Source organism: Pseudomonas sp. BF-RE-25, from assembly GCF_019956105.1.
Classification (GTDB): Bacteria; Pseudomonadota; Gammaproteobacteria; order Pseudomonadales; family Pseudomonadaceae; genus Aquipseudomonas; species Aquipseudomonas migulae.
On sequence record NZ_JAHBDB010000010.1, the window covers coordinates 36611 to 59180 of the forward strand.

Consider the following 22570-nt stretch of genomic DNA (forward strand, 5'->3'; position numbering starts at 1 on the left):
GCTATCAGAAGCTTCAAAGTTTTGGCATGGCTGTCTTTTTTCACTGGATACCTGATATTCGATGCGCAGTCCCAATTGGTTGTTCCTCGTCTTGCTCTTGTTGCTGGCTGGCCTGCAATACCGCCTGTGGGTGGGTAATGGCAGTCTGGCGCAAGTGGCCGAGCTGACTCAGCAGATCGCGGATCAACATGCTGAGAACGAAGGCCTGCTGGAGCGCAATCGGGTCATGGACGCTGAAGTCAGTGAATTGAAAAAAGGCATGGAGACCGTTGAAGAGCGGGCTCGCCATGAGTTGGGCATGGTCAAGGACGGTGAAACCCTTTACCAGTTGGCTCAATGAATTCCTCGTTACCGGCCTTCTGGGCCGTTATCCCTGCCGCGGGCGTCGGTGCCCGTATGGCCGCAGACCGTCCCAAGCAATATTTGCACCTGGGCGGGCGCACTATTCTTGAACACAGCCTTGGCTGTTTCCTTGACCATCCTTCCCTCAAGGGGCTGGTGGTCAGTCTGGCTGTTGATGATCCTTATTGGCCCAATCTGGCATGCGCCGGCGATTCGCGTATTCAACGCGTTGACGGTGGCGCCGAGCGTTCCGGGTCGGTGCTCAATGCCTTGCTGCACTTGCATGCCTTGGGTGCGGACGATGAGGATTGGGTGTTGGTCCACGATGCTGCGCGGCCGAATCTGAGCCGCGATGATCTGGACAAGTTGCTGGTTGAACTGGCTGACGATCCGGTCGGCGGGCTGCTGGCGGTTCCGGCACGCGATACCCTGAAGCGGGTCGACAAGCACGGTCGTGTCGTTGAAACCGTGGATCGCAGCGTGATCTGGCAGGCGTATACGCCGCAGATGTTTCGACTTGGTGCGTTGCATCGTGCGTTGGCGGACAGTCTGGTGGCGGATGCGGTGATCACTGATGAAGCGTCGGCGATGGAGTGGGCTGGTATGGCTCCTCGCTTGATTGAAGGTCGGTCGGACAACCTCAAGGTTACTCGCCCCGAGGACCTCGAGTGGTTGAGACAGCGTTGGGCTAACCGCCGCTGACTCTTGCTTGATAGATTGCTATCGCGGGCAAGCCCGCTCCCACAGGTTTTTTGTAGTCCTTGTGGGAGCGGGCTTGCCCGCGATGGCGGCGGTCCAGACAACCAGCATTCCACTGACACTCCGACCCTCTTCTAACTCCGATACTCCGGCCTTTCGGCCAACCCTTCCTTCAAATAATCCACCAACTTGCGCACCTTCGGCGACAGATGCCGCTGCTGTGGATAAAGCGCCCAAACGGCAGTGTTCGGCGGCTGATGAGCCTCCAGCAGCGAAATCAAATCCCCGGTTTTCAGATGCTCCAGCACGTAATAATCCGGCAACTGACAGAGCCCGACGCCCTGTAACGCCGCATCCAGCACCGCTTGCCCACTGTTGCAACGCCAGTTTCCCTGCACCCGCTGGGAAAATTCCCGCCCGTTCTGTTCCAGTTGCCACAGGTCCGAACTACCGATGAGGCAGTTGTGGCGGCTCAATTCCGACAAGCTATGTGGGCGACCATACCGTTCCAGGTAGGACGGCGACGCACACAAATACATGCGTCGCGGTGCCAGTCGCGTTGCCACCAGTCGCGAGTCCTGAAGGCGGCCGAGGCGGATCGCCAGGTCCAGGCCTTCATGCACCAGGTCGAGTTGCCGGTTGCTCAGTTCGATATCAATCCGCAGTTGCGGATAAAGCCCCATGAATCGCGTCACCAGCGGCACGATAAAGCGCTCGCCGTAGGCCACCGCGCAGGTCATGCGCAACATGCCTTTGGGCTCGCTGGTCAGGTCGCCGACGGCTCTGAGCGCTTCTTCACGACCGTCCTGCAAGCGTTGGCAATGTTGCAAAAAAGTTTGCCCGGCTTCGGTCAGCGTGACTCGCCGGGTGCTGCGGTACAGCAGGCGCGTCTGAAGGCGTTCTTCGAGGCGTACTATTTGGCGACTGATGTGGGAGGAAGACACCCCAAGACGCTCCGCCGCCGCCGTAAACTGGCTGCACTCGGCCACGGCGACGAACTCGTCGATACCTTCCCAGCGGTTCTCGGACATTAACGATTATCCCTGTGTGGCAATAATGTTTTGCTTTTGTCCGGATTATTCATCGTAAGGCGCTGTATTACACTCACTGTCTCGTTTTATTCACTGGAGAACCAACATGATCAAGTCGCGCGCCGCCGTTGCCTTTGAGGCCAAGAAACCCCTCGAGATCGTTGAAGTCGATGTCGCCCTGCCCAAGGCCGGTGAAGTTCTGTTGCGTGTGGTTGCCTCCGGTGTCTGTCATACCGATGCCTACACCCTGTCGGGCGCTGACCCGGAAGGTATCTTCCCGTCGATCCTCGGTCACGAAGGTGGCGCGGTGGTTGAAGCGATTGGCGAGGGCGTGACCTCGGTCGCTGTCGGCGATCATGTGATCCCGCTGTACACCCCGGAATGCCGTCAGTGCAAATTCTGCCTGTCGGGCAAGACCAACCTGTGCCAGGCGATTCGTGCGACCCAGGGCAAAGGCCTGATGCCAGATGGCACCACGCGTTTTTCCTACAAGGGCCAGCCGATTTTCCACTACATGGGCACTTCGACGTTCTCCGAATACACCGTGCTGCCGGAAATCTCCGTCGCCAAGATTCCTAAAGAAGCGCCACTGGAAAAAGTCTGCCTGCTGGGCTGCGGTGTCACCACCGGCATTGGCGCGGTACTCAATACAGCCAAGGTGAAACCGGGTGATACCGTGGCGATTTTCGGTCTTGGCGGTATTGGTCTGTCGGCGGTCATTGGCGCGGTAAAAGCCAAGGCTGCGCGCATCATCGCCATCGACATCAACCCGGCCAAATTCGAGATCGCCAAACAGTTGGGTGCAACCGACTGCGTGAACCCGAAAGACTTCGACCGTCCGATCCAGGAAGTCATCGTCGACATGACCGATGGCGGTGTCGACTTTTCCTTCGAATGCATCGGCAATGTCCAATTGATGCGCGCCGCACTTGAGTGCTGCCACAAAGGTTGGGGTGAGTCGGTGATCATCGGCGTCGCCGGTGCCGGTCAGGAAATCGCTACCCGCCCATTCCAGTTGGTCACCGGTCGCGTCTGGCGCGGTTCGGCGTTCGGCGGTGTGCGCGGTCGTACCGAGTTGCCGAGCTATGTCGAAATGGCCGAGACCGGTGAAATCCCGCTGGATACGTTCATCACCCACACCATGGGCCTGGAAGATATCAACAAGGCTTTCGACCTGATGCATGAAGGAAAAAGCATCCGTTCCGTCATCCATTTCTGAGGTCGGTCATGAGCCTGGAAAATATCTCCTGCCAGAAAACCTTTGGCGGCTGGCACAAACGCTACCGGCACCGCTCCGACGTGCTCGGTTGCGACATGGTGTTTGCCGTGTACCTGCCGCCGCAAGCGGAGCAGGGCGGCAAACTGCCGGTGCTGTACTGGTTGTCCGGCCTGACCTGCACCGACGAAAACTTCATGCAAAAGGCCGGCGCCATGCGCATGGCCGCCGAGCTTGGGTTGATCATCGTTGCCCCGGACACCAGCCCGCGCGGTCCCGATGTGCCGGGTGATCCGGACGGTGCCTGGGACTTCGGCCTGGGCGCCGGGTTTTATCTGAATGCCACGCAGGAACCCTGGTCGCGGCACTATCGGATGCATGACTATGTCGTGCAGGAATTGCCGGCATTGGTCGAAGCCCATTTCCCGGCTTCGGACAAGCGCGGTATCAGCGGCCACTCCATGGGCGGTCACGGCGCGCTGGTCTGTGCGTTGCGCAATCCGGGGCGCTATCAGTCGGTGTCGGCGTTCTCGCCGATCAACAATCCGATGGATTGCCCGTGGGGTCAGAAAGCCTTTTCCCGTTACCTCGGCGAAGACCGTTCGAAGTGGCGCGAGTGGGATGCCTGTGCGCTGATTGCCGAGGCTGACGAGAAGCTGCCGCTGTTGGTCGACCAAGGTGATCGAGATGATTTTCTCGCCACCCAGCTCAAGCCTGAAGCCTTGCAACAGGCGGCCAAACTGGCCGGTCATCCGCTGACGTTGCGCTTGCAACCGGGCTACGACCACAGCTATTTCTTCATCGCCAGCTTCATCGATGAACACTTGCAGCATCATGGACGTGCTCTAAGCGCCTAATGACTGACAAAGCAGGTAGAATCACGCCCTGACAAAAATCGGGGCGTTTTTTTATGCGTATTGGCCACGGCTATGATGTGCACCGTTTCGCTGAAGGCGATTTCATTACTCTGGGCGGCGTGCGCATTGCACACGGCTTCGGGCTGCTCGCTCATTCCGACGGTGACGTCCTGCTGCACGCCTTGAGCGATGCCTTGCTCGGCGCTGCTGCGCTGGGTGATATCGGCAAGCATTTCCCGGACACCGACCCGACATTCAAGGGTGCCGACAGCCGTGTGCTGTTGCGTCATGTCGTCGCACTGGTCCACGCCAAGGGCTGGAAAGTCGGCAACGTCGATAACACCATCGTCGCCCAAGCGCCGAAAATGGCCCCGCATATTGAATCGATGCGTGCGCTGATTGCCGCGGATCTTCAAGTTGAGTTGGATCAAGTGAACGTGAAAGCTACCACCACCGAAAAGCTCGGCTTTGTCGGTCGCGAAGAAGGTATTGCCGTGCACTCCGTTGCCTTGTTGCTGCGCGCATGAACGAACTGCAATTGCTTGGCCCGCGTGCCTACGGCGAAGCCCTCGGCACCGCTGTACTGAAAGCTACGGCGGAAGACTTCCAGGTCGATGAAGTCCTCAATATTCCTCTCAGCGGCGACGGCGAGCACCTGTGGGTCTGGGTGGAAAAACGCGGTCTGAATACCGAAGAGGCAGCACGTCGAATCGCCAAGGCGGCGGGCGTGCCATTGCGCACCGTCAGTTACGCCGGTCTCAAGGATCGTCAGGCGCTGACGCGTCAGTGGTTCAGCGTGCAACTGCCGGGCAAGGCCGACCCCGATCTGTCGGCGGCGGAAAACGATACGCTGAAAATCCTCAAGACCGGTCGGCACAAACGCAAGCTGCAACGCGGTGCCCACTCGGCCAACGGTTTTACTCTGCGCCTCACGCAATTCGCTGGCGACAAAGCGGCGATCGAAGCGCGTCTGCAACTGATCGCCAAACAAGGTATTCCGAATTATTTCGGCGCTCAGCGTTTCGGCTTTGACGGTGGCAACGTGGTCGATGCCCGTAGCTGGGCCGCGCGCAAGGCCTTGCCGGAGCAGCGCAATGTGCGTTCGCGTCTGCTTTCCACCGCCCGCAGTTTTCTGTTTAACCAAGTGTTGGCGGCACGCGTCGCTGATGGCACCTGGCAGCAAGCGCAGGTTGGCGATTTGTTGGCCTTCACCGACAGCCGCAGCTTCTTTCCCGCCGGTGAGGCTGAGTGCAGCGACCCGCGTCTGGCGATTCTCGACCTGCACCCGACCGGCCCGCAGTGGGGCGAAGGTGACTCGCCGGCGACGGGCGCTGTCCATGAACTGGAGCAGGCAATCGCCGCCCGCGAAGCAGACCTTCGCGATTGGTTGATTAATGCCGGAATGAGCCACGAACGTCGCATCCTGCGGCTGCCCATTGGTGGGTTGACGTGGCATTATCCCGAGCCTGACATTCTGCAACTGGAATTCGTCCTGCCGGCCGGATGCTTTGCCACTGTATTGGTGCGCGAGCTCGTTGATCTGGTGCCGGTGGGGCAGACGGACAGCCCATGCGTATTCTGATTTCTAACGACGATGGGGTAACCGCACCCGGTCTCGCCGCGCTTTATGCTGCGCTGGCGGATTACACCGAATGCGTGGTTATCGCCCCGGACCAGGACAAAAGCGGCGCCAGCAGTTCGCTGACGCTCGACCGTCCGTTGCACCCGCAAACCCTGGCCAACGGCTTTATCAGCCTTAATGGCACACCGACCGATTGCGTGCACCTGGGCCTCAACGGCTTGCTGGAGCGCGAAGCGGACATGGTGGTTTCCGGCATTAACCTGGGCGCCAACCTGGGGGACGATGTGTTGTATTCCGGTACCGTGGCAGCGGCCCTCGAGGGGCGTTTCCTGAAGCGGCCATCGTTTGCCTTTTCGTTGGTCTCACGGCAGGTCGAGAACCTTCCCACAGCCGCTTACTTTGCGCGCAAACTGGTGGAAGCCCACGCTGACCTTGATCTGCCACCGCGCACGGTGCTGAACGTGAACATTCCCAATTTGCCGCTGGACCACATCCGCGGAATCCAGCTGACGCGCCTCGGCCATCGCGCCCGCGCCGCGGCACCGATGAAAGTGGTCGACCCGCGCGGCAAGTCCGGCTACTGGATCGCCGCCGCAGGGGACGCCGAAGACGGCGGCCCGGGCACCGACTTTCATGCGGTGATGCAAGGCTATGTATCCATCACGCCGCTGCAACTGGATCGCACCTTCAATGATGCTTTCGCAAGTCTCGACGGCTGGCTGGAGGGACTGCGCTGATGGCTCGTGAACAAGACCCGATGCATCGCGGTATCGGGATGACCTCGCAACGCACCCGCGAGCGTCTGATTCAGCGGTTGTACGAGGAAGGTATTTCCAACACCAAGGTGCTGGAAGTGATCCGCCTTACGCCACGACACCTGTTTGTCGACGAAGCGCTGGCACACCGTGCCTACGAAGACACGGCGTTGCCGATCGGTAACAACCAGACGATCTCCCAGCCTTACATGGTGGCCCGCATGAGCGAGCTGCTGCTGGAAGCGGGGCCTCTGGACAAGGTAATGGAAATCGGCACAGGGTCGGGTTATCAGACCGCAATCCTGTCGCAACTGGTCGAGCGGGTTTTTTCCGTCGAGCGCATCAAGGTTCTGCAGGACCGGGCCAAGGAACGCCTGGTTGATCTGAACTTGCGCAATGTGGTTTTCCGCTGGGGCGATGGTTGGGAAGGCTGGCCTGCGCTGGCGCCGTATAACGGCATTATCGTGACGGCGGTGGCGACCGATGTACCTCAGGCCTTGCTCGATCAGTTGGCACCTGGAGGGCGACTGGTCATACCGGTCGGTTCGGGTGAAGTGCAACAGTTGATGCTGATCATCCGCGAAGAACACGGGTTTTCCAGGCGTGTTCTGGGGGCGGTGCGTTTCGTTCCATTGCTCAACGGCCCCCTGGCCTGAGCATTTGTCCGGACGCGGTGAATTCTCTTCGATTGCCTCTGTCTTACAGCGGCGTCGATCGGTTAAACGGGTTTCATCGTCAGGTAGCAAACGTGTGCTTCGCTTCATTAAAGGTAAAGCCTGCACAGCCCGTTATACTGGTGACACTTCATGCCGGGAGCACGGCAATTCAATATTTCAGCCACCACAAAGGGAGCGGCGGGTGAGTCTCACAGTCATTGCGCAGCGAATGGGTATAACGAGCTTTCAGCGCCTGGTGACTGGCCTAGTCTTGAGTACCTTGCTGGTCGGTTGTTCCAGCAACAAGTCGAGCGACGTACGCGTCGTCGATCGCAACAATGCCGTGGCCCAGCGTCCGGCAGTGACCACGGGTCAGTATGTGGTTCGACCTAAAGACACCTTGTTCTCCATCGCCTTTCGCTACGGCTGGGACTACAAAGCCCTCGCCGCACGCAACAACATTCCTACGCCTTACACGATACATCCGGGTCAGACGATTCGCTTTGATGGTCGCACCGGTTCAACGCCGACGGCGGTGGCCAGCCCGGCCGATTCGGCGCCTTCATCGTCGAGTAAAACCACAGTAATCCGGCGCCAGCCAAATGGCGCAACTACGACGACAACGGTGGTTGCACCGTCCGTCGCCAACAAGCCAGCACCCGCTCCGATGCCTCCCGCAGGCCCGGCCCCGACCGGCTGGGGGTGGCCTTCTAATGGCATTCTCATTGGAAAATTCTCTTCAAACGGTAGTTTGAATAAAGGAATTGATATCGCCGGGGATTTGGGACAGCCTGTTTTAGCTGCGTCTGATGGGACGGTGGTATACGCCGGGAGTGGCTTAAGGGGCTACGGCGAATTGGTCATCATCAAACACAGCGACACCTACGTCAGTGCCTACGGTCACAACCGCAGGCTGTTGGTTCGGGAGGGGCAGCAGGTCAAGGTCGGACAGACAATTGCCGAAATGGGGTCAACGGGTACAGACCGGGTGAAACTGCATTTTGAGATTCGCCGACAAGGTAAACCTGTAGATCCGCTGCAGTTCCTGCCACGTCGTTGATTTGTTACCAGCCTGTTCCGTCACGTAGAGGGAACAGGCTCCAGCGTTGCCAAGGATAAAGGCGCCGCTTGAGCCTGAGGTCGAACTCACCAAAGGACTATAACAATGGCTCTCAGTAAAGAAGTGCCGGAGTTTGACATCGACGATGAGGTTCTCCTGATGGAGACCGGCATCGGTACGGATTCGATGTCGAATGATGAAGGGGCTGCTCCACCTTCCGTTCGTGCCAAATCCAGACACTCCGCCTCGTTAAAGCAACACAAGTACATCGATTACACGCGTGCGCTCGATGCCACGCAGCTGTACCTCAATGAAATCGGCTTTTCCCCTCTGCTGTCCCCCGAAGAAGAAGTTCACTTTGCACGCTTGTCGCAAAGTGGCGATCCGGCCGGGCGCAAACGCATGATTGAAAGCAACCTGCGGCTGGTGGTGAAAATCGCCCGACGCTATGTCAATCGTGGCTTGTCGCTGCTGGACCTGATCGAAGAGGGCAACCTCGGACTGATTCGGGCGGTAGAAAAGTTCGACCCCGAACGTGGCTTCCGCTTTTCGACCTACGCAACCTGGTGGATTCGTCAGACCATCGAGCGCGCGATCATGAATCAGACCCGGACCATCCGGTTGCCGATCCATGTGGTCAAAGAGCTTAACGTGTACCTGAGGGCCGCACGGGAGCTGACGCAAAAACTCGATCATGAACCCTCACCCGAAGAAATCGCCAACCTGCTGGAAAAACCGGTGGGCGAGGTCAAGCGCATGCTGGGCCTGAACGAGCGGGTTTCTTCGGTCGATGTCTCACTGGGTCCGGATTCGGATAAAACCCTGCTGGACACCCTTACCGACGACCGTCCGACCGATCCATGCGAACTGCTGCAGGATGACGACCTGTCCCAGAGCATCGATCAATGGCTCTCGGAACTGACCGACAAGCAGCGCGAGGTGGTGATACGCCGCTTCGGCTTGCGCGGGCACGAGAGCAGCACGCTGGAAGATGTAGGCCTGGAGATTGGCCTGACCCGGGAACGCGTCAGACAGATTCAGGTTGAAGGCCTGAAGCGTCTTCGGGAGATTCTGGAGAAAAATGGCCTGTCGAGTGAGTCGCTGTTCCAATAAGCGAATCGCTTGAGCGGCATGCAAAAAGCCCCGACTGGTTCGGGGCTTTTTGTTGTCTGGCTGGCGTTCCTGCAAAGACGATATGTTTGTAGTCTTGCGGTGTAAGTCTTGGCTTACTCTTGCGTAAGTGTTCGCTATTTTTACACCCTGGAAGACGACTATTGTTTTCCGGGGCTGATTTTAATGCTTTGATTTTTATAGGTATTTATAAAAATCAGGAGCATGTGGCAGTGGATTTTTGCCGCGGAGGGCAATTGCTCTTGCTCGGGAATTCTCTAGTATTCAGGTTGTGTCGACGGACAGACACGCCCTTCAAGGATGAGGGGAAAGGACATTGCAGGATGCGATTCATCAGGACGATGAAAAGGAACACAGGGAATAGGGAAAAAATGTGGGCGGGTCAAACCGCCCCTTTTTTTGTCTTTTTTTTGGTTTGGGGGCCACTTTATTTTCGAGTTGTGCGTGGTCTCCCCTGTAGGAGCTGGCTTGCCGGCGATGGCGGCCTCTGGGCCGACCAATCTCTTGCTGGTGGTGTACATATCCATTCCTGCGGTAACGGCGGCTTATGGTTTCGCCCTTACGGCGAGTCACTTGGAGAAGCGCCAAGTAACCAAGCGCTTTTGCCCCTTTCGTTCGGTGCCTCGCTGTGGCTCGGCATGCCCTCGCTCCGGTCCTGCTCCGTGGGCCCGCCGCCATCGGCCATCCATGGCCGGGGGCGGCTAACCCGGCATCCATGCCGGGTTGTCCACTGCGCAGAACCTCCACTCGGCCTCTCGAGGGGGCGTGCACCGCCAAAGCAACCGAGGCGGCCTGCCAGCCGACCTGGTTGCTGGGGGTACGCATTACCCCTGTAGGAGCTGGCTTGCCAGCGATGGTCGTCAACGATAACGCGTGCTGTCTGGATAGACGCGGCGCACTTGAATCCATCGCCAGCAGGAGTGGTGTGATCCCGGTTCTGTCTCACGACACAGAATCTGTAGGAGCTGGCTTGCCAGCGATGGTCGTCAACGATAACGCGTGCTGTCTGGGTAGACGCGGCGCACTTGAATCCATCGCCAGCAAGCTGGCTCCTACAGGAGTGGCGTGATTCCGGTTCTGTCTCACGACACAGAATCTGCAGGAGCTGGCTTGCCAGCGATGGTCGTCAACGATAACGCGTGCTGCCTGGATAGACGCGGCGCACTTGAATCCATCGCCAGCAGGCTGGCTCCTACAGGGGGGGCGTGATCCCGTTTCTGTCTCACGACACAGAATCTGTAGGAGCTGGCTTGCCAGCGATCATCGTCAACGATAACGCGTGCTGTCTGGATAGACGCGGCGCACTTGAATCCATCGCCAGCAGGCTGGCTCCTACAGGAGTGGCGTGATTCCGGTTCTGTCTCACGACACAGAATCTGCAGGAGCTGGCTTGCCAGCGATGGTCGTCAACGATAACGCGTGCTGTCTGGATAGACGCGGCGCACTTGAATCTATCGCCAGTAGTCTGGCTCCTACAGGGGTGGCGTGATCCCGGTTCTGTCTCACGACACAGAATCTGTAGGAGCTGGCTTGCCAGCGATCATCGTCAACGATAACGCGTGCTGCCTGGATAGACGCGGCGCACTTGAATCCATCGCCAGCAAGCTGGCTCCTACAGGGGTGGCGTGATCCCGGTTCTGTCTCACGACACAGAATCTGTAGGAGCTGGCTTGCCAGCGATGGTCGTCAACGATAACGCGTGCTGCCTGGATAGACTCGGCGCGGCGCACTTGAATCCATCGCCAGCAGGCTGGCTCCTACAGGTTTTTGCGTTATCTAACTTTTTTGCCTGCAGAAAAGCAAAAAGGCCCGCAAGGGGCCTTTTCGGGAACGCAGGGTCAATCAGCGTTCGAGGTCTTTGATCTTGCCTTTGACGCCATCCCACTCTTCGGCATCGGGCAACGATTCTTTCTTCTCGGTGATGTTCGGCCAGATTTCGGCCAACTCAACGTTCAGCTGAATGAATTCCTGCATCTCTTCCGGGACTTCATCTTCGGAGAAGATGGCCACGGCAGGGCATTCTGGTTCGCACAGTGCGCAGTCGATGCACTCATCCGGGTGAATCACCAGGAAATTCGGGCCTTCGTAAAAGCAGTCCACCGGACAGACTTCTACGCAGTCGGTGTACTTGCACTTGATGCAGTTGTCGGTGACGATGAAGGTCATTTCTAATTTTCTCCTCAGGCGGCGGCAGCGGAGCCCCTTCACGTTGGGGTCGCCAGGTTTGGGAGCGATAGTCTGCAGACCAGGCTATTAGCCTGCAGCATCCCAAACCGCGCGAGATTCTAACAGCTTGCAGGCAAGTGCGTTAGATCCGTGTCTTTAGTGTATAGAGCATTTCTAGTGCACGACGCGGTGTCAGGTCGTCCAGATCCAGTTTGGCCAGTTCTTCGAGTACCGGATGCGGCAGGCTGGCGAACATGTCACTTTGCTGCGGCGCGGCCGATTTGCCTTTGGCAGCCTTGGGCACCTCATGCGGCAGCGCGGTGGCTTCCAGTCGACCCAGATGCTCGCGAGCGCGCACGATCACTTCGCTCGGCACGCCGGCCAGTTGTGCAACGGCCAGGCCATAACTCTGGCTGGCAGGCCCGGGCAGCACGTGGTGCAGGAACACAATGCGCTCGTTGTGCTCAGTGGCATTGAGGTGCACGTTGGCCACCAGCGGTTGCGCTTCCGGTAGCACCGTCAGTTCAAAATAGTGCGTGGCGAACAGCGTGTAAGCCCGCAGCTGCGCCAGGCGTTCAGCCGCAGCCCATGCCAGGGACAGACCGTCGAAGGTGCTGGTGCCGCGACCGACTTCGTCCATCAGCACCAGGCTGCGCTCGGTGGCGTTGTGCAGAATGTTGGCGGTTTCGCTCATTTCGACCATGAAGGTCGAACGTCCACCGGCCAGGTCGTCGCTGGAACCGATCCGGGTAAAGATCCGGTCCACCAGCGACAATTCGCAACTGGCCGCCGGCACGAAGCTGCCGATGTGCGCCAGCAGTACGATCAACGCGGTCTGGCGCATGTAGGTGGATTTACCGCCCATGTTCGGACCGGTGATCACCAGCATGCGTGTGTTGTCGTCGAGGCTCAGGTCGTTGGCCACGAACGGCGTGGTCAGCACTTGCTCGACCACCGGGTGACGACCCTGGCTGATGCGCATGCACGGCTCGTCGACGAAGCGCGGGCAGTTCAGGTCGAGGTTCAGCGCGCGTTCGGCGAGGTTGCTCAGCACGTCCAGCTCGGCCAGGGCTGCAGCGGTGTCTTGCAGCGGCGGCAATTGGCTGATCAAGTCTTCGAGCAGCGCTTCGTAGAGCATCTTCTCGCGGGCGAGGGCGCGGCTCTTGGCCGACAGCGCCTTGTCCTCGAACGCCTTCAGTTCCGGCGTGATAAAGCGCTCGGCGCCTTTGAGCGTCTGGCGACGGATATAGTCGGCCGGTGCCGATTCAGCCTGCTTGCTCGGCAGTTCGATAAAGTAGCCGTGAATGCGGTTGTAACCGACTTTCAGGTGCGACAGGCCGGTACGGGCCTTCTCGCGTGCTTCCAGGTCGATCAGGAACTGCCCGGCGTTTTCGCTGAGCGATTGCAGGTCGTCGAGTTCGCTGTCGTAACCGGTTTTCAACACGCCGCCGTCACGGATCACCGCAGGCGGGTTGTCGATGATGGCTTTTTCCAGCAGGGCCGCCAGTTCCGGGTAGGTGCTGGTGGTTTTCGCCAGTTGAATAATGTGCGGCGCTTCCAGCTCGGCCATCGCCACTTGCAGCTCGGGCAATGCACCGAGGGCATCGCGCAGACGCGCCAGGTCGCGAGGACGCGCATTACGCAAACCGATCCGCGCGAGAATCCGCTCGATGTCACCGATTTCCTTGAGCTGCGGTTGCAGCTTTTCGAAACGGTAAGCGTCGAGCAGGCACGTGATCGAGGTCTGGCGCGCGAGCAAAACGTTCAGGTCCCGCAGCGGACGATTCAACCAGCGGGTCAGCAAGCGGCTGCCCATGGCGGTCTGGCAGCGATCGACCACTGATTGCAGCGTGTTGTCGCGGCCACCGGCCAGGTTGGTGTCCAGTTCCAGGTTGCGACGGCTTGCGCCATCCAGCACCACGGTGTCGTCCAGGCGCTCATGGCGCAGGCTGCGCAAATGGGGCAGGGCGGTGCGCTGGGTTTCCTTGGCGTAGCTGAGCAGGCAACCGGCAGCGCCGATGGCCAGGGTCAGGTTCTCGCAGCCAAAACCCTTCAGGTCCTGGGTCGAAAACTGCTGGCACAGACTTTTCAGCGCCGAGTCGCGCTCGAAATCCCACGGCGCACGACGACGAACCCCACGACGTTTCTCCGCCGGCAAATCCTTCGGCCAGTCATCCGGGATCATCAACTCCACCGGATTGACCCGCTCCAGTTCCGCCAGCAGGTTTTCCCAGCCCTTGATCTCCAGCACGGTGAAGTTGCCGCTGGTGATGTCCAGCACCGCCAGACCGAACAGACGCTCGTCACCCAGCACCGCCGCGATCAGGTTGTCCCGACGCTCATCCAGCAGCGCTTCATCACTGACCGTGCCCGGCGTGATGATCCGCACCACTTGCCGATCAACTGGCCCTTTGCTGGTCGCCGGATCGCCGACCTGTTCACAGATCACCACCGATTCGCCGAGCTTCACCAGTTTCGCCAGGTAACCTTCCGCGGCGTGGTAAGGAATCCCACACATCGGAATCGCCTGGCCAGCAGACTGCCCACGGGCGGTCAGGGTGATGTCCAGCAACTTGGCGGCCTTCTTCGCGTCTTCATAGAAGATTTCGTAGAAGTCACCCATGCGATAGAACATCAACTGGTCGGGGTGCTGGTTCTTCAGGCGCCAGTACTGCTGCATCATTGGCGTGTGAGAGGACAGATCGGAGAGTGCTTTATTCATCGGATAATCAGGCAAATTCGTTGAAAGGTGTAGGGCAAAGGAGGGACATCGGCCCGGCTTTTCCGCGATGGGCGCAAGGTTACCATGGGCGGTCCGCCCGACGCAGGCAACTAAAGCTGTGCGATACATTTCTGCTGTCTATGCATGATTTATGCAATTCTGCATTTGCCTCCGTAAAAAAGATCAAGCACTATGCGCGTTATGCAAAAACGCAATGTTTCTACCGTCTTAAGAGCGCTGCTCGATCAGCACGGGATCTCCCCCACGGAGCTTCACCGTCGCACCGGCGTGCCTCAATCCACTCTCTCGCGGATCCTCGGCGGGAAGATTGTCGATCCTTCGGATAAGCACATTTCGAAGATCGCCGAGTACTTCGCCGTGAGCACCGATCAGTTGCGTGGCCGCGCGGATGTCGCGCCTGCCGCCAATTCCGCTCGCGATGAATTGCATTCCGAACTCAAGGACATAAGCCTGTGGGACGACGATACGCCTGTCGATGACGACGAGGTGTCGGTCCCCTTTCTTCGCGAGGTTGAATTGGCTGCTGGATCAGGAAGATTCGTCATCGAAGAAAGCGAGCGCTCTAGCTTGCGCTTCGGCAAGCGCAGTTTGCGCCACAACGGTGTGCAGTTCGACCAGGCCAAATGCGTGACGGTGCGTGGTAACAGCATGCTGCCGGTACTGCGCGACGGCGCCACCGTGGGGGTCAATGCCGGCAAGTGCGGGATCGGCGATATCGTCGATGGCGACCTTTATGCGATCAACCACAACGGTCAGCTGCGGGTTAAACAGCTTTATCGCTTGCCCACGGGGATTCGCCTGCGCAGTTTCAATCGCGATGAACATCCGGACGAGGACTACACCTTCCAGGAGATCCAGGAAGAGCAGATTGTCATCCTCGGCCACGTCTTCTGGTGGGGCATGTACGCCCGCTAACCGCATCGCTGTCAGATAAAACCCGCCACCGAGCGGGTTTTTTTTCGTCTGCTGAAAACCGTCAACGCCTTTGTCTGCGGGGCTTCCATGCGTCAATGCATTTGTCGTGCATAAATAAATGCATTTATGCATTGACTGTATATGCATCCATGCATATTCTTTGTCTCAAGCCGCTCAACAAAGCAGCTCGAAACGAAGTTCTTTAGTTCCGCCACAAAGGCAGCGATGAACCGGCCTCAACGGTTCAGAGGGTTGGCAACTGACCCGGGTGTGCAGCGTAAAGCACCGAAAGCAGTTATCCGGCGGGCAGGGACCGCGGTCGGAAAAACAATCTGAATGGACCCGTACCGCGCCAGTAGCGCCGAAAGGTCAACGCGAAGGATCGCATTACTGAAAAGCCTGGGTGACCGGGCTTTTTGGAATGCCTGCCTGACGTCAGGCATATCAACCCCGCATTTGGGGTCTGCCTGTGCAGCAACTGCTGCGCATTCAATACATCTCACTCAATAGGTACAACCATGAACGGAATCAAAAAAATCATTGCCCCGCTGATGCTGGCTCTTGTCGGTGCTGCCGGTAGCGCTACTGCGGCGAACCTTCTGGTCAACGGCAGCTTTGAACAACCCGGCTGCAGCGACAGCTGCGTGCTGGACACGACCGCGAAAGCCAACTTCATCACGGGCTGGACGACCTTTCTGTCGGGTGCCGAGTATTTCAACATGCGCGCTTCGATCCCTGGCTCTGCTGCAGCGGAAGGCGCAGTGATCGTCGATCTGGCTAACAACGTTTACAGCAATGGCGGCGGGATTCAGCAGAACTTTGCCACCGTGCCAGGGGCCAAGTACCGATTGACTTTCAGCATGGGCAATTCGCTGTACGCCAACCGATCCGGTGATGGTGTCGTGCAAGTGAAAGTGGCCGGTCAGACCGCGCTCTTCAACACGCCGACGGCCAAGGGTGGCGTCGTCGAGTGGAGCACTGTGACTTATGACTTCACGGCTATCACGTCTCAAACGACCCTGGCCTTTTCCAACGAGCAGAACCCGTACGTCAACTTCGCTTTCATCGACAACGTGATCGTTGAAAAGCTGTAGTTCTTCGTCGATCAAAACCAGCCGGCTCATTTCCGAGAGGCCCATCTCATCGATCCCAAGGAGGCGTGACATGACAAACGAGCAACAAGCGTTGCTGGACATGCCGATCTGGCTGGTCATCGTGCTCGCCCTGGTGGGCGGGGTAACCGGCGAAATGTGGCGTGCCGACAAGGAGGGCGCTCGCGGCTGGTCATTGCTGCGGCGTCTGGCCCTGCGTTCCGGGGCCTGCATGATCTGCGGGGTCTCGGCCATCATGCTGCTGTACGCCGCCGGCATGTCGATCTGGGCGGCCGGCGCGTTCGGTTGCCTCACGGCGATGGCCGGCGCCGATGTCGCCATTGGCCTTTATGAGCGCTGGGCGGCCAAGCGGATCGGCGTGTGTGAAGTGCCGCCGCGTGACTCCCGCCCGGATCAATAAAACCGGGCCCATTGCCGTTCTGGCATCCCCGGTCCGCTGCATCAACCCACGCAGCCGGACGCCTCGAAATTTGAATGGAAGCCACTTATGTCCCTCGACATCGATAAGCCGTCGCGTCTGTTTTTTGCCATTGCCGACGCGCTACGTGCAGTTGGCCCGGGTTTGAAGGTCGGAAGTCGTCAGGACTTCGACGGCACGTTCGATCAGGCGTGGGTCCTGATCGCCATCGAACGCAATGCAGCCGGCGACCGCGCCCATGACGGGCGCATCGCCCATGTTTTGACGGTCTCGCTGCAAATCATTGTGCCGCCAACGCTGAACAACCCGGGATTGGCCGCTGTTGATCTGGCGAGCGTCCTCAAGGGATTGGTCACGGAGAACCGCTGGGGCCTGCCGGGTAGTCAATGCGACCTGCCCATGAATATCGATGCCTTGCCGTCGACGCTCATCAGCGGTTCGCAGGAGTACCTCGCCTGGACCCTTTCCTTCACCCAGACGATTTACCTCGGCGCATTGCTGCTGGACGACCCGCTGGGCATCCCGAAATTCGCCAAAACCTGGGAAGTCTCGAACATCGACGACCCGGACCAATACACCGCACTTGAGGACTGAGCCATGTTCGATGCGCTTTTACGTCAGCAGCTTGGCCCGATCATTGAGCGGCTGGCCGAGATGGAGGCCGAACTTGAAGACGTGCACCGGCGCACCGACAGCCTGTGTCGTATCGGCGTGTGCCAGGAAGTCGATGCGGCCAGCAATACCTGCCGGGTCAGTCACGGTGAATTACTCACGCCGGCCATCCGTTTTTTCAACCCCAGCGCCGGGGCGCAAAGCGAGTCGCGTATCCCCTCGGTCGGCGAGCAATGCCTGTTGCTGAACCATGGCGGCGGCGAGGGCGGCGCTCAATCCGTGGCGTTGTTCGGGCTTAACGGCAATCGGTTTCCACCCGCCTCGACCCAGGCTTCGCTGACGCGTCGCCTCTATCTGGACGGTACGGAAAGCGGTTACGACGACGCCCTTCATGCCTTGCACTGGAAGAACGGCCCGGCGGCGTTCAACGGTTCTCGCGAAGCGCTCGAGTTGAATCTCGGCCCGGCGAGACTGGCGATCACGCCTGAGGCCATCGAACTGCAACTGGGCGCGGTCGGCTTGCGACTCGACGCTTCCGGTGTGCACCTGAGCGGCCCGGTGGTGGATCACCAGGGACGCGTCATCAGTACCGCATAAAGAGTTTCCCATGATCGGAATCGAAAGAAACACCGGGGCGGCGGTCGATGACTGGCCGCAGTTTGTACAGCGCGCAACCCGAGCGCTGACTACGCCGTTGGGCACCCGGCAGAAGCGTCCTTTGTATGGCTCGCTGATCCCGGAACTGCTGGGCCGCAACCTCGGCGACGACCTGCTGATGCTTGCCCAGAGCCACGCGGCACAGGCGTTCTACAACCCGCAGAACGGCATCGATGATTTCCAGCCGCAGGTCATTGTGGCCAGCCGGCAAGGCGCCGGGCTGGTCCTGCGATTCGCCGGCACCTGGCAAAACCGCAAACAGACCTTCGAGGTGGTGACATGAGCATGTTGATACCCGGCCAGAACCAGTTGGCCGAACCTTCGATCGTCACCGTCGAAGCGTTCGAGGATTTGCTCGCCGAATTCAAGACGTTTGTCGTCGAGTACGTCGGCGCCCGCGCTCCGGAGTCGGCGGCAAAGATCAAGGTCAGCCTCGAAAACGAAAGCGAGTTGCTGACCCTGGCCCTTGAGGCCTTTTGTGTGCGCCTGCAAATCCACGAACGCAAATACAACGCCCGCATCAAGCAGATGCTGGCCTGGTGGGCGACTGGCAGCAACCTCGATGCCCGCCTCGCGGACATGGGGCTTGAGCGTCAGTTGCTGGACCCTGGCGACCCGGCGGCATTCCCGCCGATTGCGCCCGTGTACGAAAGCGACGACGACGCCCGGTTGCGTTATTACCTGGCGCCGCACGCACCGGCCGCCGGTTCACGCATGCAATATCGCCGGGAGGTCTTCACCCTCGGCGAGCGTCCTGTGGTGAAGGTGGACACTCATGCACCGGGCGAGGTGACGGTCACGTACACCTTCGACCCGGACGGCTACGCGGCGCAGGTCAAGGACGGCAATGGACGCCGCACCGCACCCGGTGAGGTGATGGTCACGGTGCTGGCTCGGGAGGGCGATGGCACCGCGTCCGATGACCTGCTCGACGGCGTGCGCCGGCACTTCGCCCGGCCCGACGTCCGACCGGAAACGGATCGGGTCACAGTGCAAAGCGCCCATATCAAAAACTACAAAATCCGCGTCGTCACCCGAATCAACGCCGGCCCTGATTCGGGGCTGACCAAGGTTGCCGCGCAACAGCAACTGCAAGCGTATGCCCAGAGCTGTCATCGACTGGAAGGGCGGATCGATCCGAGCTGGATCGACTACACGCTGCATAACGCCGGCGCGGTTCAACTGGACATTCTCGAACCGGTCGAGCCGATTGTGACGACGGCGTTTGAAGCGCCTTACTGCACCGGGGTCGAGGTCGAGGTGCTCACGCTATGAGTGACCAGACGCCGCGCCCGAGCCTGTTGCCAGCCAACAGCTCACCGTTGGAAAAAGCCCTCGATATCGGCTTCGGTGCATTGCTTGACCGCATTGCGCCGCCGTTCCCCGAGCTGATGAACCCGACCTCGACGCCTCTGGCATTTCTGCCTTATCTCGCAGCGGATCGTGGTGTCAGTGAATGGAGCGCCGAGGCCGCCGAGGCGGAAAAGCGTTTAACCGTTGAACTGGCCTGGCCCACCGCGCGACAGGCCGGGACACGTCAGGCCCTGGAAAACGCCGCGAAAGGATTGCGGTTAATGCCCGAGGTACGTGCCTGGTACGAGCAGACACCGCCGGGCGCGCCTTACAGCTTTTCCGTCAGGGCATTTACCGAGCAACCCTACAGCGAAGAAATCGACGCTCGTCTCGACCGGCGTCTGGCGGACGCCAAAAGCGAGCGCGACGTTCTGTCGGTGTCCGTCGGCTTGAGCGCATTCGGCAGTCACGTCATCGGCGCAGTGACGGTGTGCGGCGAACTGACCACGGTTTATCCGATTGTCATCGAAGGGCTTGAAGCCTCGGGGCAGGCCTTCATGGCCGCCGGGCTCTACGCCGTTGAAACATCCACTATTTATCCTCAGGGGTCCTAAATGGCCGACTATTACACCCTGCTTACCAATGCGGGGATCGCCTATGAAACTGCCTGCAAGGCGGCGGGCGTGCCGATCAAACTGTCGCAGATTTCGGTCGGCGACGGCGGCGGCGCGGTTTACAACCCGGCGGCAACCGCCACGGCGCTTAAACGAGAAGTGTGGCGCGGGCCACTGAATGCGCTGTTCCAGGACGAGAAAAATCCGAGCTGGCTGCTCGCCGAAGTGACCATCCCGCCAGAAGAGGGTGGTTGGTATGTGCGTGAGGCCGGGCTCTGGACCGACACTGGCATCCTCTACGCCATCGTCAAATACCCGGAGTCGTTCAAACCGGTTCTGGCGACGTCGGGTTCGGGCAAAGAGTTCTACATCCGTTCGATTTTCGAGACCAGCAACGCGTCGCTCGTCACGTTGCTGATTGACGACACGGTGGTCAAGGCAACGCGAGCCTGGGTGATGGGTTATCTCGCCGACGAACTGGCGAAGCTGGATGGCAAGCAGTCGGTGCGCGTGGCTACCACGGAAAACATCGTGCTCAGTGGTGCGCAGCAAATTGACGGTGTCTCGGTGCTGTCCGGCCAGCGCGTGCTGGTGACGGCGCAAATGCTGGCGAAGGATAACGGTATTTATGTTGCGGCCAACGGTGCTTGGGTACGGGCGGCAGATGCCAATGCCAGCGCCAAGGTGACGCCGGGCCTGACGGTGATGGTCGAGGAGGGCGCGGCGAATGGTGATTCGCTTTGGCACCTGGTGACGAGCGGGCCGATCACGCTGGCGACTACGGCGCTGAGCTTTGAAATGCTGGCTGGCAGAACGGGGATTCTGGTAGGGACCTACAAGAGTGTGACTGTCGACAAGTATGGTCGCGCCACTGCGGGTACGAATCCGGAAACGCTGGCGGGTTTTGGTATCAAGGACACTTACACCAAGCCTGAAGTCGAGGCGTTGATTGCTCAGGCATCGGCACTGCCGGTCGGGAGTATGGTCGGGTTGCCGGTGAACAAGGTCCCGCCCGGCTTTCTTGAACTTGACGGCAGTGTGCGCAGCATTGCGATCTATCCGGACTTGGCCGCGTTCCTCGGGACGGCGTTCAACCAGGGCAACGAAGGTGGGGGCAATTTCCGTCTTCCCGAATCGCGCGGCGAGTTTTTGCGCGGTTGGGATCATGGGCGCGGGGTGGATGCAGGTCGTGCGGTGGGTACCTATCAGGCTGACGAATTAAAGAGTCACAAGCATAGTCTGGCCGCAAACGTTGTTACGGAAACAGGCATTGGTTATGCGGGGGGGGCAGGCCAGGACGGGAACCTGTACATCACTGAAACACAGCTAACTGGCGGCACGGAAACCCGGCCGCGCAACTTGGCGGTGATGTGGTGCATCAAGGCCTGGAACGCGCCGATCAATCAGGGACAGGTTGACGTCGGTGAACTGGTCAAGGAAGTGCAAAAGCTGAAAGCCGCCGTTCCAGTGGGCGCGCTTGTGCCGTTCCCATTGGGCACCGTTCCTCCCGGCTACCTTGAGGCGGATAACAGTCTTTTTGTGGATTCCATTTATCCCGAGCTGGCTGCGTATCTGGACAAAAAATATAACGTGGCAGGCGATCCCATAGGATCTACCCGGTTACCAGAGACTCGCGGCGAGTTTTTGCGCGGTTGGGACCATGGGCGAGGGGTGGATCCTGGTCGAGCAGTTGGCAGTTGGCAGAAAGGCAGCATGGTCGCTGTTGATATCAACGTAGTAGCGGCCCAGACGATCGCTACCAACCTCGCTGATGCTGCGGCGTCAAGGGTTCGGGCTGGCTACGATGCTGGTGATGTGGGGCTTTATGCTGGCGTAACTCTTATTGGGGTGAACGCGGTGACGAACACCACGCTCCCGGGTAGCGCAGAAGTCACTTATGGCATAACCCGACCCAATAACCTGGCCATCATGTGGTGCATCAAGGCCTGGAACGCCCCGGTCAATCAGGGAACCATCGACGTGGCGGGCCTGGCGGCACAAGTGGGAGGGCTTGAAGCCAGACCACGCGGCGTAGGTGATGGCCAGACCTGGCAGAACGTCACCGCCAGTCGCGTGAGTGGCACCGTCTACACCAACACCACTGGTCGACCGATTCAGGTTCAAGTGGCAATCCAGTCCGGCTCGGTCACAGCCACCTGTGGTGGTGTAACTCTCACAACCTCGGGCTTTCACGCCGCCTTCGTTGTCCCGGTCGGAACAACCTATTCCGTGACTCTCTCAAGCCCTGTCAATGCTGTCTGGTCGGAGCTGCGCCCATGAAGTATTTCCACAATCCACAGACCGGTAACGTCAATGCTTACGAAGATGACGCTCCCGCGCACTTCATCTCTGCCGGGTTGGTGCCTATGTCCGAGGCAGAGGTTCAGGCATATATCCAGAGCGCAACAGCGCCCACGACCACGAAAGCGGACGATGAGCGAAAGTGGCGCGATGCCGAGCTGGTTTCGCTGATGTGGCTGCGCGAGCGTCATCGCGATCAGCGCGAAATCGGAGGGTCTACCACGCTGACCGCAGAGCAGTTCGGTGAGTTGCTCGTGTACATCCAGGCTCTGCGCGACTGGCCTCAATCACCGGATTTCCCCGATACCCAGCATCGTCCGGTCGCTCCGTCCTGGATCGCCGAACACACCCAATAAACGCCCCGCACCGCCGGGGCGTTTTCTTATCCGCAACACAAACACACAACACCC

23 protein-coding genes are annotated in these 22570 nt (G+C 59.4%); 20 read left to right on the forward strand and 3 right to left on the reverse strand.

The features are described 5' to 3' along the window. The first annotated feature begins 61 nt into the window (after positions 1 to 61). Together ftsB and ispD are read left to right on the forward strand one after the other, a co-directional pair. Positions 62 to 340, forward strand: coding sequence for a cell division protein FtsB (gene ftsB, locus KGB24_RS05350; RefSeq protein ID WP_008028992.1), 279 nt, complete (start codon positions 62 to 64; stop codon positions 338 to 340). Next, a complete protein-coding gene (ispD, locus tag KGB24_RS05355) occupies positions 337 to 1044 on the forward strand; it encodes a 2-C-methyl-D-erythritol 4-phosphate cytidylyltransferase (RefSeq protein WP_223414411.1) in 708 nt (235 codons plus the stop codon). Before ftsB ends, ispD begins: the two co-directional genes overlap by 4 nt. A gap of 131 nt (positions 1045 to 1175) precedes the next feature. Here ispD and KGB24_RS05360 read toward each other — a convergent pair whose 3' ends face one another. After that, positions 1176 to 2072, reverse strand: a complete 897-nt coding sequence (locus tag KGB24_RS05360) for a LysR substrate-binding domain-containing protein (RefSeq protein WP_008028998.1) — start codon at positions 2070 to 2072, stop codon at positions 1176 to 1178. A gap of 106 nt (positions 2073 to 2178) precedes the next feature. On the opposite strand from KGB24_RS05360, the gene KGB24_RS05365 reads away from it, so the two are divergent. From KGB24_RS05365 to rpoS, 8 genes are all read left to right on the forward strand, one after another. Continuing rightward, positions 2179 to 3291, forward strand: coding sequence for an S-(hydroxymethyl)glutathione dehydrogenase/class III alcohol dehydrogenase (locus KGB24_RS05365; RefSeq protein ID WP_008029001.1), 1113 nt, complete (start codon positions 2179 to 2181; stop codon positions 3289 to 3291). A gap of 8 nt (positions 3292 to 3299) precedes the next feature. After that, positions 3300 to 4145: an S-formylglutathione hydrolase gene (fghA, locus tag KGB24_RS05370; RefSeq protein WP_223414412.1), complete on the forward strand. Its 846-nt coding sequence runs from the start codon at positions 3300 to 3302 to the stop codon at positions 4143 to 4145. A 53-nt stretch (positions 4146 to 4198) separates the two neighbouring features. Then, positions 4199 to 4672, forward strand: coding sequence for a 2-C-methyl-D-erythritol 2,4-cyclodiphosphate synthase (gene ispF / locus KGB24_RS05375; protein WP_008029005.1), 474 nt, complete (start codon positions 4199 to 4201; stop codon positions 4670 to 4672). Next, entirely contained in the window at positions 4669 to 5727 is a 1059-nt protein-coding gene (gene truD, locus KGB24_RS05380) for a tRNA pseudouridine(13) synthase TruD (protein WP_223414413.1), read from the forward strand. The genes ispF and truD overlap by 4 nt, the downstream gene beginning before the upstream one ends. Next, positions 5715 to 6464, forward strand: a complete 750-nt coding sequence (surE, locus tag KGB24_RS05385) for a 5'/3'-nucleotidase SurE (RefSeq protein WP_008029009.1) — start codon at positions 5715 to 5717, stop codon at positions 6462 to 6464. The genes truD and surE overlap by 13 nt, the downstream gene beginning before the upstream one ends. 38 nt (positions 6465 to 6502) lie before the next feature. Continuing rightward, entirely contained in the window at positions 6503 to 7138 is a 636-nt protein-coding gene (locus KGB24_RS05390) for a protein-L-isoaspartate(D-aspartate) O-methyltransferase (RefSeq protein ID WP_177318174.1), read from the forward strand. Positions 7139 to 7340: 202 nt separating this feature from the next. Continuing rightward, positions 7341 to 8198: a peptidoglycan DD-metalloendopeptidase family protein gene (locus tag KGB24_RS05395; RefSeq protein WP_008029014.1), complete on the forward strand. Its 858-nt coding sequence runs from the start codon at positions 7341 to 7343 to the stop codon at positions 8196 to 8198. A 105-nt stretch (positions 8199 to 8303) separates the two neighbouring features. Continuing rightward, a complete protein-coding gene (gene rpoS, locus KGB24_RS05400; RefSeq protein WP_008029016.1) occupies positions 8304 to 9311 on the forward strand; it encodes an RNA polymerase sigma factor RpoS in 1008 nt (335 codons plus the stop codon). A gap of 1860 nt (positions 9312 to 11171) precedes the next feature. Here the strand turns inward: rpoS and fdxA are convergent. Both fdxA and mutS read right to left on the reverse strand, forming a co-directional pair. Next, on the reverse strand, positions 11172 to 11495 hold the full coding sequence (gene fdxA / locus KGB24_RS05405; protein WP_223414414.1) for a ferredoxin FdxA: 324 nt from the start codon (positions 11493 to 11495) through the stop codon (positions 11172 to 11174). A 142-nt stretch (positions 11496 to 11637) separates the two neighbouring features. Further along, complete coding sequence (gene mutS, locus KGB24_RS05410; protein ID WP_223414415.1) at positions 11638 to 14217, reverse strand: DNA mismatch repair protein MutS; 2580 nt, start codon at positions 14215 to 14217, stop codon at positions 11638 to 11640. A gap of 201 nt (positions 14218 to 14418) precedes the next feature. Between mutS and KGB24_RS05415 the strand changes: the two genes are divergently transcribed. From KGB24_RS05415 to KGB24_RS05460, 10 genes are all read left to right on the forward strand, one after another. Continuing rightward, complete coding sequence (locus tag KGB24_RS05415) at positions 14419 to 15153, forward strand: XRE family transcriptional regulator (RefSeq protein WP_008029972.1); 735 nt, start codon at positions 14419 to 14421, stop codon at positions 15151 to 15153. Positions 15154 to 15671: 518 nt separating this feature from the next. Further along, positions 15672 to 16247: a DUF642 domain-containing protein gene (locus KGB24_RS05420; protein ID WP_008029974.1), complete on the forward strand. Its 576-nt coding sequence runs from the start codon at positions 15672 to 15674 to the stop codon at positions 16245 to 16247. A 70-nt stretch (positions 16248 to 16317) separates the two neighbouring features. Further along, the gene (locus KGB24_RS05425) at positions 16318 to 16665 is read left to right on the forward strand and encodes a phage holin family protein (RefSeq protein WP_008029976.1); all 348 of its coding nucleotides are present in this window, start codon (positions 16318 to 16320) and stop codon (positions 16663 to 16665) included. An 87-nt stretch (positions 16666 to 16752) separates the two neighbouring features. Next, positions 16753 to 17277, forward strand: coding sequence for a hypothetical protein (locus KGB24_RS05430; protein ID WP_223414416.1), 525 nt, complete (start codon positions 16753 to 16755; stop codon positions 17275 to 17277). Between the two features lie 3 nt (positions 17278 to 17280). Beyond that, positions 17281 to 17892 carry a phage baseplate assembly protein V gene (locus KGB24_RS05435; RefSeq protein ID WP_223414417.1) on the forward strand — a complete coding sequence of 204 codons (612 nt, stop codon included), beginning with the start codon at positions 17281 to 17283 and terminating at the stop codon, positions 17890 to 17892. A 10-nt stretch (positions 17893 to 17902) separates the two neighbouring features. Further along, the gene (locus KGB24_RS05440) at positions 17903 to 18235 is read left to right on the forward strand and encodes a hypothetical protein (protein ID WP_008029983.1); all 333 of its coding nucleotides are present in this window, start codon (positions 17903 to 17905) and stop codon (positions 18233 to 18235) included. Next, positions 18232 to 19227, forward strand: a complete 996-nt coding sequence (locus KGB24_RS05445) for a baseplate J/gp47 family protein (protein ID WP_223414418.1) — start codon at positions 18232 to 18234, stop codon at positions 19225 to 19227. Before KGB24_RS05440 ends, KGB24_RS05445 begins: the two co-directional genes overlap by 4 nt. Further along, complete coding sequence (locus KGB24_RS05450; RefSeq protein WP_223414419.1) at positions 19224 to 19859, forward strand: phage tail protein I; 636 nt, start codon at positions 19224 to 19226, stop codon at positions 19857 to 19859. The genes KGB24_RS05445 and KGB24_RS05450 overlap by 4 nt, the downstream gene beginning before the upstream one ends. Then, the gene (locus tag KGB24_RS05455) at positions 19860 to 22139 is read left to right on the forward strand and encodes a phage tail protein (RefSeq protein WP_223414420.1); all 2280 of its coding nucleotides are present in this window, start codon (positions 19860 to 19862) and stop codon (positions 22137 to 22139) included. Beyond that, positions 22136 to 22516, forward strand: coding sequence for a phage tail assembly chaperone (locus tag KGB24_RS05460; protein WP_223414421.1), 381 nt, complete (start codon positions 22136 to 22138; stop codon positions 22514 to 22516). The genes KGB24_RS05455 and KGB24_RS05460 overlap by 4 nt, the downstream gene beginning before the upstream one ends. The last annotated feature ends 54 nt before the right edge of the window (positions 22517 to 22570 follow it).

Bases quoted from the DNA above. Each gene is read 5' to 3' on its own strand.
- ftsB (WP_008028992.1), top strand. From the start codon at position 62: ATGCGCAGTCCCAATTGGTTGTTCCTCGTCTTGCTCTTGTTGCTGGCT.
- ispD (WP_223414411.1), top strand. From the start codon at position 337: ATGAATTCCTCGTTACCGGCCTTCTGGGCCGTTATCCCTGCCGCGGGC.
- KGB24_RS05360 (WP_008028998.1), bottom strand. From the start codon at position 2,072: ATGTCCGAGAACCGCTGGGAAGGTATCGACGAGTTCGTCGCCGTGGCC.
- KGB24_RS05365 (WP_008029001.1), top strand. From the start codon at position 2,179: ATGATCAAGTCGCGCGCCGCCGTTGCCTTTGAGGCCAAGAAACCCCTC.
- fghA (WP_223414412.1), top strand. From the start codon at position 3,300: ATGAGCCTGGAAAATATCTCCTGCCAGAAAACCTTTGGCGGCTGGCAC.
- ispF (WP_008029005.1), top strand. From the start codon at position 4,199: ATGCGTATTGGCCACGGCTATGATGTGCACCGTTTCGCTGAAGGCGAT.
- truD (WP_223414413.1), top strand. From the start codon at position 4,669: ATGAACGAACTGCAATTGCTTGGCCCGCGTGCCTACGGCGAAGCCCTC.
- surE (WP_008029009.1), top strand. From the start codon at position 5,715: ATGCGTATTCTGATTTCTAACGACGATGGGGTAACCGCACCCGGTCTC.
- KGB24_RS05390 (WP_177318174.1), top strand. From the start codon at position 6,503: ATGACCTCGCAACGCACCCGCGAGCGTCTGATTCAGCGGTTGTACGAG.
- rpoS (WP_008029016.1), top strand. From the start codon at position 8,304: ATGGCTCTCAGTAAAGAAGTGCCGGAGTTTGACATCGACGATGAGGTT.
- fdxA (WP_223414414.1), bottom strand. From the start codon at position 11,495: ATGACCTTCATCGTCACCGACAACTGCATCAAGTGCAAGTACACCGAC.
- mutS (WP_223414415.1), bottom strand. From the start codon at position 14,217: ATGAATAAAGCACTCTCCGATCTGTCCTCTCACACGCCAATGATGCAG.
- KGB24_RS05415 (WP_008029972.1), top strand. From the start codon at position 14,419: ATGCAAAAACGCAATGTTTCTACCGTCTTAAGAGCGCTGCTCGATCAG.
- KGB24_RS05420 (WP_008029974.1), top strand. From the start codon at position 15,672: ATGAACGGAATCAAAAAAATCATTGCCCCGCTGATGCTGGCTCTTGTC.
- KGB24_RS05425 (WP_008029976.1), top strand. From the start codon at position 16,318: ATGACAAACGAGCAACAAGCGTTGCTGGACATGCCGATCTGGCTGGTC.
- KGB24_RS05430 (WP_223414416.1), top strand. From the start codon at position 16,753: ATGTCCCTCGACATCGATAAGCCGTCGCGTCTGTTTTTTGCCATTGCC.
- KGB24_RS05435 (WP_223414417.1), top strand. From the start codon at position 17,281: ATGTTCGATGCGCTTTTACGTCAGCAGCTTGGCCCGATCATTGAGCGG.
- KGB24_RS05440 (WP_008029983.1), top strand. From the start codon at position 17,903: ATGATCGGAATCGAAAGAAACACCGGGGCGGCGGTCGATGACTGGCCG.
- KGB24_RS05445 (WP_223414418.1), top strand. From the start codon at position 18,232: ATGAGCATGTTGATACCCGGCCAGAACCAGTTGGCCGAACCTTCGATC.
- KGB24_RS05450 (WP_223414419.1), top strand. From the start codon at position 19,224: ATGAGTGACCAGACGCCGCGCCCGAGCCTGTTGCCAGCCAACAGCTCA.
- KGB24_RS05455 (WP_223414420.1), top strand. From the start codon at position 19,860: ATGGCCGACTATTACACCCTGCTTACCAATGCGGGGATCGCCTATGAA.
- KGB24_RS05460 (WP_223414421.1), top strand. From the start codon at position 22,136: ATGAAGTATTTCCACAATCCACAGACCGGTAACGTCAATGCTTACGAA.